Genomic DNA, 9,522 nt, shown 5'->3' with positions numbered 1-9,522 from the left:
TTCGGCGTCGAGCACGTCGTCGCGCGGATCTACGACGCCAAGCGCGCCGAGGTCTACGAGCGCCTCGGCATCCCCACTGTCGCGACCGTCCCGTGGACCACCGACCGGCTCATGCGGACCCTCCTGCCCGACGGCGTCGCCTCGGCGTGGCGGGACCCGTCCGGCAAGGTCGCCGTCGTCCAGCTGCCCCTGCACGAGGGCTGGGTCGGCCACACGGTCGCCTCGCTCGAGCAGGCCACGAGCTCCCGGGTCGCGTTCATCATGCGGTTCGGCACAGGCGTCCTGCCCACCGCGAAGACCGTCGTGCAGGCCGACGACCTGGTCTACGTGTCCGTGCTGTCCGGAACGATCAGCGACGTCAGCAACGCCGCAGGCCAACCGCCCGAGGAGGCGTCCTAGATGCGCGTCGCGATCGCCGGGGCCGGGGCCGTCGGCCGGTCCATCGCCGCCGAGCTGCTCGCCGGGGAGCACCAGGTGATGCTCATCGAGCGGCTGGAGGCGCAGTTCGACCCGCACACGGTCGAGCAGGCCGAGTGGGTGCTCGCGGACGCCTGCGAGCTGTCGTCGCTGGAGGACGCCGGCATGCAGCTCTGCGACGTGGTCATCGCCGCCACCGGCGACGACAAGGTCAACCTCGTGGTGTCGCTGCTCGCCAAGACCGTGTTCGCCGTGCGGCGGGTGGTCGCCCGGGTGAACGACCCGGCCAACGAGTGGCTCTTCAACGAGGCGTGGGGGGTCGACGTCGCGGTGTCGACGCCCCGGATGCTCGCCGCCATGGTCGAGGAGGCCGTGTCGGTCGGCGACCTCGTGCGGTTGCTGACGCTGCGGCAGGGGCAGGCCAACCTCGTGGAGCTGACGCTGCCCGAGGACACCCCGCTCGCCGGCCGCCCGGTACGCGAGGTGCACCTGCCGCGCGACGCGGCGCTCGTCACCATCCTGCGGGGCGGGCGCGTGATCGTGCCGCAGTCCGACGACCCGCTCGAAGCCGGCGACGAGCTGCTGTTCGTCGCATCGGCCAACGTCGAGGACGAGATCCGCTCGGCGCTGGGCTACTGAGCCTTCGCGGCGGTCACCAGCGCGGCCAGGCCCGGGCGGGAGAACAGCAAGGTGGGGCCGTCCGCGTTCTTCGAGTCGCGGACCGCCCCACCCTCAGCCGGCCAGGCCAGCTCGACGCACTCGTTGGGGTCGCTGTGGCTACTCTTCCTCCAGCTCAAAGATTGCGGCTGGGCGCTTCGCATCGTGATCCTTTCGCGGCACCCCCATCTCACTTGCCACGGTGGCAAGCCAAGCGCGGGAGTGTCCCTCGTCCAGGGCAATCCTAGAGAGTTCCGCCGCCACGTTCCGGTAGCCGGTGATGGTGTCCTCGCGCTCCAGGAAGAGGATCGAGGTCTCGTTCTCGATGTGGACGACCGGGTTGATCTCGGAGAACTCCATCAGCTGAAAGGATTTGCGGCCCGCGTGAAAGCCGACCGCATCGGGAACCACGCGGATCTCGATGTTGGGTCGCACGGACATGCTCAACAGGTGGTGTACCTGGCCGGACATGGTCTCCCGACCAGCACCCGTTCGGCAGATCGCGTACTGGTCGATGAAGAACACGAAGTGCGCCGGGTACTTCAGGTCGAAGACATCGCGCCGGCGCCGGCGGGCCTCCGTCCGGGCATCGATCTCTTCGGCGGGAATCGCCGGAGTGGCCTTCAGCAGGGCGGTCACATACTCGTCGGTCTGCAACAAGCCCGGGATGACCGCCGTCTGGAAGTTGGTGATCGCGATTGCCGAGTCCTCTTGGGCACTGAGCGTCTTGAGCTCCGGCGGTAGTCGGTTGCCGTACTCCTGCCACCAGCCGAGTTCCGTTGCGCGCCTTGCCATCTCCATGAGCTCGTGGCGTTTGGGCCCGGTTATCCGCAGCACCCCCAGCACACCCGACATGAGCTCCGGACTCACCGGCCGTTTGCCGGAGATCATCCGGCTCACCATGCTGGGCGACCATTTGAGCTCGCGGGCGAGCTCGATCTGGCTCATGCCGATGGCGGCCATCTTGCGGGACAGCGCCAAACCTAGTTCCCTGGACCGAATCGTCGGTTCCTGATCGTTCATGCCCTCGAACATAAGACGCCGAACGGCCCGCTCGGGACAACGCCGCGACTGTTTCACCTGGACGGAGTTCTCGTTGCGCCGCCGCATCGTCGGGCTGGAGCGAGCGCTGACTAGCTGATCTCCCGCAGGCTGTCCCGTAGGGCCGTGGTGGTCGGGTGCTCGCTCCCCAAGGCGCTCTCCGCGAGGGCCACGGTCCGCTCGTATATCGCGACGGCCTCGTCCGTCCGGCCGGCGGAGGCCATGGCGTGCGCGAGGTTGTTGGCCGCCGCGAGCGTGTCGTGATGGCTCTCGCCCACAGCCTGGCGAAGGCCGTCGAGCGCCTCCGCGAGGAGCGGGAGCGACTCGTCGAGCCGATCCGCTGTCCAGTAGGCGAGGCCGAGGTTGTTGGCGGAGACGAGCGTGTGCGGATGGCCCTCGCCGAGCACCCGCCGACGGTCGCCGAGATTCCGCTCGAAGAGCACGACGGACTCCGACACCCGCCCGGCCTCGAGGTAGGCACGAGCGAGGTTGTCCACCGACGTGAGCGTGTCGGGATGGTCGTCGCCCTGGTCCCGGCGGATGTCGCCGAGATGCCCCTCGAAGTACGGGACCACGTCCTCGGGCCGACTCGACCCGAAGGCATCGAGGACGCTGCTGATCTCGAGGACCTCACCGGGAAACATACGGCCGACTGCCTCGAGCGTCCGTTCCAGCAGCGGGAGGATCTCCTCCGCGCGTCCGGCCCTGGTGTACGCCTGGGCGACGCCGACCGCGGCGTGGAAGGTGCCGACGTGGTCGGGACCGTTGATGCGCTGGTGATCGGCATGCAGCGCGGTGGCGAGGTCGATCGCCCGGTCGGTGGCCGCCGACTCGATCAGTTGCCGCACGGCCCACAGCCGCAGGGTGAGGACGGGTGCGGCACCGCCCGTGTTCGTCCAGAGGGCGTCGATGTGGCGGATCAGCTCGTCGCCGAGGTCGCGTCGGTCCCAGGCCTCTACTGCCGGGAAGGCCGTCGTGGCAACGAGCTCAGCCGCCCGGACCAAGGCCTCGGCGAGGTCGTGGCCCGCGCGCTCGCGGAGCACGCGTTGGGTGAGCCGGTGCATCACCACCGTCGAGCCCTCCGGGCCCGCCTCCTCCACCAGCGACGCCTCCACGAGGTCGGCCACCGCGTCGGCGTCGGGGAGCAACCGCCGGGACACGCCGTCCGGGGAGAGAACGCTCAACAGGTCCAGCAGCCCACGGGTGGGCTCGGCCGCCAGGAACGGCTCGACCGCGAGGAGGATCGCCTCGGCCGCGCCGTGCGGGTACTGGTCGCCGGGGCGGGCGTCGAGCAGCTCGGCGACCGCCACCTCGCGGAGGCGGCGCAGGTAGGTCGGGTAGTCCCAGTGGTGGCGGGTGATGCTCGCGGCCGCCTGAGCCAGCGCCAACGGCAGGCAGCCCAGCCCGGCCGCCAGCTCCGCCGCGCCGGCCGGGTCGTCGCGGCCGGTCGACTCGGTGAGGTAGCGCACGGCCGTCTCGGGTGCGAACAGGTCCACCGGCACGCGCACGCCGACCCGGTCCATGGCGTGGCTCGCGCTCGTCAGCACGATCTGGGCACTGCCCGCGGCCGGGAGGTAGTCGATGACGTGCGCGGGGTCGGTGACGTTGTCGAACACCAGCAGCGCGGGAGCCGTCCGGGTCTGGAGGTGGTCGCGGACCTTGGCGGCGGCCGTGTCGTCCTGGGTGCGCAGGCCCAGCGCGTCGGCGAGGGTGACCAGGCCGGCCACCACCAGGTCCTTGGTCTGCGCGGGGATCCAGGCGACCAGCCAGCCGTCGGCGACGCGTTGGCGGGCGTAGGCACCCGCGGCCTGGGTCTTGCCGACGCCGCGCCCGTCGGTGACCGAGCACACGACCGCCGTCGAGCCGGTCGCTTCGGCCAGGGCGTGCAGCACGTCGGCCGGTGGCTGGAAGTGGTGCGGGGCCCTCGGCACCGGGCCCACGACGACCTGGCCCGCTCGACCGGCGCCGCCAGGTGGACGGCGTCGATGTGGCCGGCTTGCACCACGTAGGTCGCGTCACCGTCGAACTGGTTACCCACCGCGGCGGGTCAGCCGGTCTCGCCGCTGTACTTGGCGCGCAGCCGGGCCTCGATGGCCTGGTCGCTCTCCTCGACGGTCCGCACCAGCTTCTTCTCCCGGTGTCCCGCGGTGCGCACGGCCCAGACCGTGACCAGCAGCGCGATCGCGGTGAGTGGGTAGCCCATGGCGAGTCTGGCGAAGGCCAGCCAGCCCGTCTGGTCCTCGTCGTAGAGCCAGCGCTGGACGATGAACCGGGCGCCGAAGACGGCGACCCACGTGAGCGTGGCGATCGCGTAGGCGCGCATGGCCTTGCGGTCGGCGCGCCAGGTCATGCCGTGGCCGTTGAGGAAGCCCCAGATGACGCCCACCAGCGGCCAGCGGACCACGACCGACAGCAGGAAGACGCTGCCGTAGATGAGGCTGGCCCAGATGCCGAACAGGAAGAAGCCCTTGGCCGAGCCCGTGCGGTAGGCGATGAACGCCGCGACGGCCACGCCGAAGAAGCCCGAGATGGCCGGCTGGATCGGCTCCTTGCGGACGACGCGCAGCACCGTGACGGCCACGGCGACGCCGACCGCGCTCCAGATCGCCGGCATCAGGCCGAAGATCGAGTTGATCAGGATGAAGACCAGCACCGGGACCGACGAGTAGACGAGCCCGCTGATACCCCCCATCTGTTCGAGCAGGGTGGGCTCTTGCGCTTCTTCTGGTTTGTCGGTCTCGCTGTTCTTGACAGGTTCGGTCATGTAGCCGTCTGCAGCTCGTAGTAGGGGTTGTAGAGCACCTTCCGGCCGTCCCGCATCGCGATCCGGCCCTGGGCCTTGATCGTCCGGCCCGGCTCGATTCCCGGGATCCTGCGACGACCGAGCCAGACTAGTGTGACTCCCTCGGTCCCGTCGAACAGCTCGGCCTCCAGCGTCGCCACCGCGTCACGTGGGCTCAGCTCGACGCTGCGCACCCGGCCGAGCACGGTGACCTCGTCGCCCGACCGGCAGTCGCATGCCTTGCGGGCGCCGACCGCCTCGACGTTCTCCGACAGGTCGTCGGCGTCGAGCTGGTCGATGTCGCTGGTGAGCCTCTTGACGAGGCGGCGTAGCGGGCCTTCCCCATGCTGGCTCTGCCTAGGGGCTTCGGTGCCCATGCTGTCGCTCCAGTGGCTGGGGGCCGGCCCCGACTTCCGGCCCGTACAAATCCAGCGTAACCACGCGAAGTGTCGCTGGGGTGGAGGATCTGGCACGTGACAGTTGCCGCGAGCCGATTTGCCGAGGTCGGCGCTCCCCGGACCGCGATTATGCTTCCCGGGACCGGGTCTGACGAGACATTCGTCAGATCTGTGTTCGACATCCCGTTGGCGGCGGTCGGTATCCGGACGGTCGCGCCCGCTCCGGTGCCCGGGCCCGCGCTGGCGTCGTCCGCGCTGGCGGCCGTCTCCTCCTCCGCCACGGAGCCGGTGCTGGTCGGGGGCATCTCGTTCGGGGCGCACCTGGCGGCCGAGTGGGCGGTGCGCAACCCGGCCCGGTGCGCGGGGCTGGTGCTGGCGCTACCGGCGTGGCACGGTTCTCCCGGGTCGGCACCGGCGTCGCTGTCGGCCCGCCTGTCCGCGTCGCAGGTCCGGTCGCTGGGGGTGGCCGGGGCGCTGGCGGCGGCGGAGATGCCGCCGTGGCTGGCCGACGAGCTGGGCCGCGCGTGGCGGGGCTACGGCGGCGGGCTCGCCGACTCACTCGAGGTGGCCGCCTCCCGGGCGGCGCCGACCTTCGCCGAGCTCGAAACGTTGGATGTTCCGGTGGGTATCGCCGCGTGCGCGGACGACCCGATCCACCCCGCGGGCGAGGCGCGCGAGTGGGCCGCCGCGCTGCCGAGGGCGGCGGTGTGCTCGACCCGGCTGGCGGTGGTGGGGACGGACCCGGAGGCGCTGGGGCGGGCCGCGGTGCTGGCGTGGCTGCGGGCCGGCGGCCGGCCGGGCGGGGTCGAGTAGGTCATCTGGGCGCGAGCTGGGCGGAATCTGAGAGACCCGATGCCCTGAACGACGCGCTCGAGACGTTCAACGCCCCGAGCGCGTCGTTCAGGGCGTTCCGGGCGACTCAGGGCCGCCTTCCTGGGCCTGCTGGATGTGTTCGGCGATGGCCGCCGGCAGCTCGATGGGGAGCGGGGTGCGGACCGGCATCGCCTGGGTGCCGCGGACCACGACCGTGCCGCGGACGAGCTCGTAGAGCGCCGCCGCGCTGTTGTCCAGGCGGTCCGGGGGGCCCGCGACCACGCCGCGCAGCATCCAGCGGGGGCCGTCCACGCCGACGAACCGCAGGGACACCTCGCCGACCGCGGCCATCAGCTCCAGCCCCCACTCACCCGTGGTGGTGCGGACCGTCGCGCCGTCGCCGCGGAGCTGCTCGGCCAGCTCGGTGGAGACGTCGCGCCACAGACCACCCGAGCCGGGTGCGGCGTAGGCCGTGACGGTCAGCTGGCCGACCGGGGTGACCACGTGCACGGCCCGCACCCCACCGGCCGGGTCCATCTCGACCTGCAGCTGCGCGCCCTCCGGCACGGGCAGCCGAACGGACCCGAGATCGAGCCGGTTCAGGCCGTCCTCCGGCGCCTCGTCCTCGTCCCACGGGCCCGCGCCGTCGAACAGGTCGCCGCCGATCTCCTCGTAGCCGTCGTCGACGCCGTCATCACGGTCGTCGTACTCGTCGTGGCCCTCGTAGTCCGGCGCCTCGTCGGCCTCCTGCCGGCGACGCCGCCCAAACAGTCCCACCTCGACCTATTCCTCCGCCCCGGTCACGGACCGGGTCAGCACCGAATGCCCACCGGTGGACCCATAGCCACCGGCGCCGCGCTGCGAGTCGGCCAACTCCTCCACCTCTCGGAATACCGCGTGCTCGACGCGTTGAACCACCAGCTGCGCGATCCGGTCGCCCCGGCGCAGCCGGATCGGGTCCCGGAGATCGTGGTTGATCAGGCAGATCCTGATCTCGCCGCGGTATCCGGAGTCGATCGTGCCCGGCGTGTTCACCACGCTCAGCCCGACCCGCGCGGCCAGGCCGGACCGCGGGTGGACGAACGCGGCGTAGCCGTCGGGCAGCGCGATCGCGACACCGGTGCCGACGGTCTCCCGCGCCCCCGGCGAGATGGTGACGTCGGCGGTGGTGACGAGATCGGCGCCGGCGTCTCCCGGCCGCGCGTAGGACGGCACGGGAACACCCGGATCGAGCCGGGTAAGCAGGACCTCCACGCTGGGCACGACCGGCGAGACTACTCTGGGTCCGTGACCGACAGCGAGGCAACCACCGCGGCCACCACCGGCGCGACATACCGCGAACGGCTGTATGTCACCTGGTACTGGTGGCTGCTTCCGCTGCTGGCCGCGGTGCTGCTCGCGGCCGAGGTCCATCTCGGCTACCCGGGCGTCCGGGCATGGCTGCCCTACGTGGTCCTGGTGCCGCTCACCGCGCTGCTGATCTGGCGCGTGGGACGGCTGAGCGTGCGGGTCCAGGACGGGGAGCTGTGGGTCGGCAACGCCCACCTGCCACTGCGCTATGTCGGCGAGGTCCAGGTGGTGCCGGCCAAGGACAAGCGCAGGGTGCTCGGTCCGCACCTGGACCCGGCGGCCCACGTGCTGCATCGGGGATGGGTCGGCCCGGTGGTTCGGGTGCGCCAGACCGACCCCGAGGACCCGACCCCCTACTGGGTGTTCAGCACGCGGCACCCCGACCGGTTGGTCGAGGCGCTGCGCGCGAGCGACTGAGCCGACCGGTCCGGTCAGGCGCAGTCGCGGCAGATGTACTGGCCCTTGCTCTCTTCGGCCAGCCGGCTGCGGTGGTGCACGAGGAAGCACTTCGAGCAGGTGAACTCGTCGGCCTGCTTGGGCACCACCCGGACGGTGAGGTCCTCGCCGGACAGGCTGGACAGGTCCGCACCGGGCAGCTCGAAACTCTCGGCGGTCTCCGACTCATCGACGTCGACGACCCCGGACTGGTTCTCGTTGCGACGTGCCTTCAGCTCTTCGAGCGAGTCCTCCGCGAGATCGTCGGCCTCGCTGCGGCGTGGCGCATCGTAATCGGTGGCCATGGTCTAGCACCCCCACTTCAGAATGTGTTCGTGCCGCTGGTCAACGTTCGGGCGCTCCAGTTTGTGCCCGCCAGCAGAAGTGACGGAGGTCTCGCGGTCTGACCTACATCGGAATCGATTCGCGCGGATCGCTCGATGACTGGAGCGCGCAGAGGGTAGCCCATGAAGCGGCGCTCATCCACTACGTCACCCGATCGGGGGTGTCCGGTGACCTGAGAAGTTCACTCTTGCCGGTCCGGGCAACCCGTGGTGCGATGTTGACCGTCCGGATATCACTGAGCGCATCTGGCCGGTTGCGAACCGCGATCGGGATCGGGACATGACTCGATCGCGACACGATGCACCTACAGGAAACGCCCCGTCCCGCCGAAGAACAGTGAAACGCCTAGGCTGATCAGCGACGAAAACAGAGTGTCCGAGGGGTCTGGGACTGGAGGGAGGCGGGCCAGGTGGCGTCCGGGAACGTGTGGCGGGACAACAGGCCACAGCGCTATCGGAAGCGTCGTCCGCTGCCCGCGCTGATCTTGATCCTCATCCTCTGCGTGGCCGCGACCATCGTGTGGCTGCAGGTCATGGACACCGACGAGACCACCAACGCGGTCTACTGCGACCCGCCCAACGTCAAGGCGTCCGGCACGGCGAAGCCCTCCACGCCGCCCACGCCCTCCACGCCGCCCGCCACACTCGGTCAGGCGCTCGAGCCCGACTCGCTGGACCGGACCGTGCCGTCACCGCCCGGGCAGGTGCTGGTGAAGGTGGTCAACGCCAGCGGGTCGCGGGGTGCGGCGCGGATCGTCACAGAGAACCTGCGGCAGCTGGGGTTCGCGAAGGTGGCCGAGCCCGCCAACGACCCGCTGTACAGCGACTCGATGACCTGCCGGGCACAGATCCGGTTCGGCCCGCAGGGCACGTCGGCGGCGCGGACGCTGTCGCTGATCGAGCCGTGCGCCCAGCTCGTCCGCGACGATCGCAAGGACGCCACGGTCGACATCGCGATCGGTGGGGACTTCGACAGCCTGCACCCCAACGCGCAGAGCCGCTCGGTGCTCGAGCGGCTCACCGCGTGGGCCGCGGAACACCCGGAGACCAAGGGCGGGCTGCAGGCCAACGGGCCGCAGCCCGACGTGGACGCCAAGCTGCTCACCGCCGCGCGCAACGTCCACTGCTGAGGCTCAGCCGGTCCTGACCGCCGGGTCGCTCGTCCAGCTCGCCAACAACCGCAGGGCATCCTCGGCCGGGGAGCCCGGCTCCGCCGTGTGCAGGCCGAGGACCTGGTCCGGGTCGCCGGTCGGGGCGAGCGACTCGTAGTCCAGGGTCAGGTCGC

The 9,522-nt window shown here is 70.9% G+C and carries 14 protein-coding genes; 5 read left to right on the top strand and 9 right to left on the bottom strand.

Annotated elements, in window-relative coordinates; translation table 11 throughout:
* Both GEV28_RS40225 and GEV28_RS40220 read left to right on the top strand, forming a co-directional pair.
* Positions 1–399: TrkA C-terminal domain-containing protein (locus GEV28_RS40225; RefSeq protein WP_291419305.1), on the top strand; the 399-nt coding region annotated here is incomplete at its 5' end.
* Positions 400–1,056, top strand: a complete 657-nt coding sequence (locus GEV28_RS40220) for a TrkA family potassium uptake protein (protein WP_291419302.1) — start codon at positions 400–402, stop codon at positions 1,054–1,056. It begins immediately after the preceding gene.
* Here GEV28_RS40220 and GEV28_RS40215 read toward each other — a convergent pair.
* From GEV28_RS40215 to GEV28_RS40195, 5 genes are all read right to left on the bottom strand, one after another.
* Positions 1,050–1,214, bottom strand: coding sequence for a DUF397 domain-containing protein (locus tag GEV28_RS40215; protein WP_367115287.1), 165 nt, complete (start codon positions 1,212–1,214; stop codon positions 1,050–1,052). The genes GEV28_RS40220 and GEV28_RS40215 overlap by 7 nt on opposite strands.
* On the bottom strand, positions 1,195–2,097 hold the full coding sequence (locus GEV28_RS40210) for a helix-turn-helix transcriptional regulator (RefSeq protein ID WP_291419298.1): 903 nt from the start codon (positions 2,095–2,097) through the stop codon (positions 1,195–1,197). Before GEV28_RS40210 ends, GEV28_RS40215 begins: the two co-directional genes overlap by 20 nt.
* 110 nt (positions 2,098–2,207) lie before the next feature.
* Positions 2,208–4,046: a tetratricopeptide repeat protein gene (locus GEV28_RS40205; protein ID WP_291419296.1), complete on the bottom strand. Its 1,839-nt coding sequence runs from the start codon at positions 4,044–4,046 to the stop codon at positions 2,208–2,210.
* 116 nt (positions 4,047–4,162) lie between these two features.
* Positions 4,163–4,879: a DUF3159 domain-containing protein gene (locus GEV28_RS40200; RefSeq protein WP_291419294.1), complete on the bottom strand. Its 717-nt coding sequence runs from the start codon at positions 4,877–4,879 to the stop codon at positions 4,163–4,165.
* Positions 4,876–5,274 carry an OB-fold nucleic acid binding domain-containing protein gene (locus tag GEV28_RS40195; protein ID WP_291419292.1) on the bottom strand — a complete coding sequence of 133 codons (399 nt, stop codon included), beginning with the start codon at positions 5,272–5,274 and terminating at the stop codon, positions 4,876–4,878. The genes GEV28_RS40200 and GEV28_RS40195 overlap by 4 nt, the downstream gene beginning before the upstream one ends.
* A 192-nt stretch (positions 5,275–5,466) precedes the next feature.
* On the opposite strand from GEV28_RS40195, the gene GEV28_RS40190 reads away from it, so the two are divergent.
* On the top strand, positions 5,467–6,108 hold the full coding sequence (locus tag GEV28_RS40190; RefSeq protein WP_367115286.1) for an alpha/beta fold hydrolase: 642 nt from the start codon (positions 5,467–5,469) through the stop codon (positions 6,106–6,108).
* An 87-nt stretch (positions 6,109–6,195) separates the two neighbouring features.
* Here the strand turns inward: GEV28_RS40190 and GEV28_RS40185 are convergent, their stop codons facing one another.
* Together GEV28_RS40185 and dut are read right to left on the bottom strand one after the other, a co-directional pair.
* Complete coding sequence (locus GEV28_RS40185) at positions 6,196–6,885, bottom strand: DUF3710 domain-containing protein (RefSeq protein ID WP_291419290.1); 690 nt, start codon at positions 6,883–6,885, stop codon at positions 6,196–6,198.
* 6 nt (positions 6,886–6,891) lie between these two features.
* Positions 6,892–7,371 carry a dUTP diphosphatase gene (gene dut / locus GEV28_RS40180; RefSeq protein WP_291419288.1) on the bottom strand — a complete coding sequence of 160 codons (480 nt, stop codon included), beginning with the start codon at positions 7,369–7,371 and terminating at the stop codon, positions 6,892–6,894.
* A gap of 24 nt (positions 7,372–7,395) precedes the next feature.
* On the opposite strand from dut, the gene GEV28_RS40175 reads away from it, so the two are divergent.
* The gene (locus GEV28_RS40175) at positions 7,396–7,875 is read left to right on the top strand and encodes a DUF3093 domain-containing protein (RefSeq protein WP_291419285.1); all 480 of its coding nucleotides are present in this window, start codon (positions 7,396–7,398) and stop codon (positions 7,873–7,875) included.
* Between the two features lie 14 nt (positions 7,876–7,889).
* On the opposite strand, the gene GEV28_RS40170 is transcribed toward GEV28_RS40175, so the two are convergent.
* Entirely contained in the window at positions 7,890–8,198 is a 309-nt protein-coding gene (locus GEV28_RS40170; RefSeq protein ID WP_291419283.1) for a DUF4193 domain-containing protein, read from the bottom strand.
* Between the two features lie 449 nt (positions 8,199–8,647).
* On the opposite strand from GEV28_RS40170, the gene cei reads away from it, so the two are divergent.
* Positions 8,648–9,367, top strand: coding sequence for an envelope integrity protein Cei (gene cei / locus GEV28_RS40165; protein ID WP_291419281.1), 720 nt, complete (start codon positions 8,648–8,650; stop codon positions 9,365–9,367).
* Between the two features lie 3 nt (positions 9,368–9,370).
* On the opposite strand, the gene GEV28_RS42905 is transcribed toward cei, so the two are convergent.
* Complete coding sequence (locus tag GEV28_RS42905) at positions 9,371–9,511, bottom strand: hypothetical protein (protein WP_367115288.1); 141 nt, start codon at positions 9,509–9,511, stop codon at positions 9,371–9,373.
* Between the last annotated feature and the right edge of the window lie 11 nt (positions 9,512–9,522).

The sequence above is a fragment of the Actinophytocola sp. genome, from assembly GCF_009379765.1.
GTDB lineage: Bacteria > Actinomycetota > Actinomycetes > Mycobacteriales > Pseudonocardiaceae > Actinophytocola.
Note: the sequence above shows the minus strand (reverse complement) of the source record. Positions and strands in the feature narration are given on the sequence as shown.

Coding starts and splice junctions, on each gene's coding strand:
- GEV28_RS40200 (WP_291419294.1), bottom strand. CDS start 4,879: ATGACCGAACCTGTCAAGAACAGCGAGACCGACAAACCAGAAGAAGCG.
- GEV28_RS40170 (WP_291419283.1), bottom strand. CDS start 8,198: ATGGCCACCGATTACGATGCGCCACGCCGCAGCGAGGCCGACGATCTC.
- GEV28_RS40195 (WP_291419292.1), bottom strand. CDS start 5,274: ATGGGCACCGAAGCCCCTAGGCAGAGCCAGCATGGGGAAGGCCCGCTA.
- GEV28_RS40220 (WP_291419302.1), top strand. CDS start 400: ATGCGCGTCGCGATCGCCGGGGCCGGGGCCGTCGGCCGGTCCATCGCC.
- GEV28_RS40210 (WP_291419298.1), bottom strand. CDS start 2,097: ATGAACGATCAGGAACCGACGATTCGGTCCAGGGAACTAGGTTTGGCG.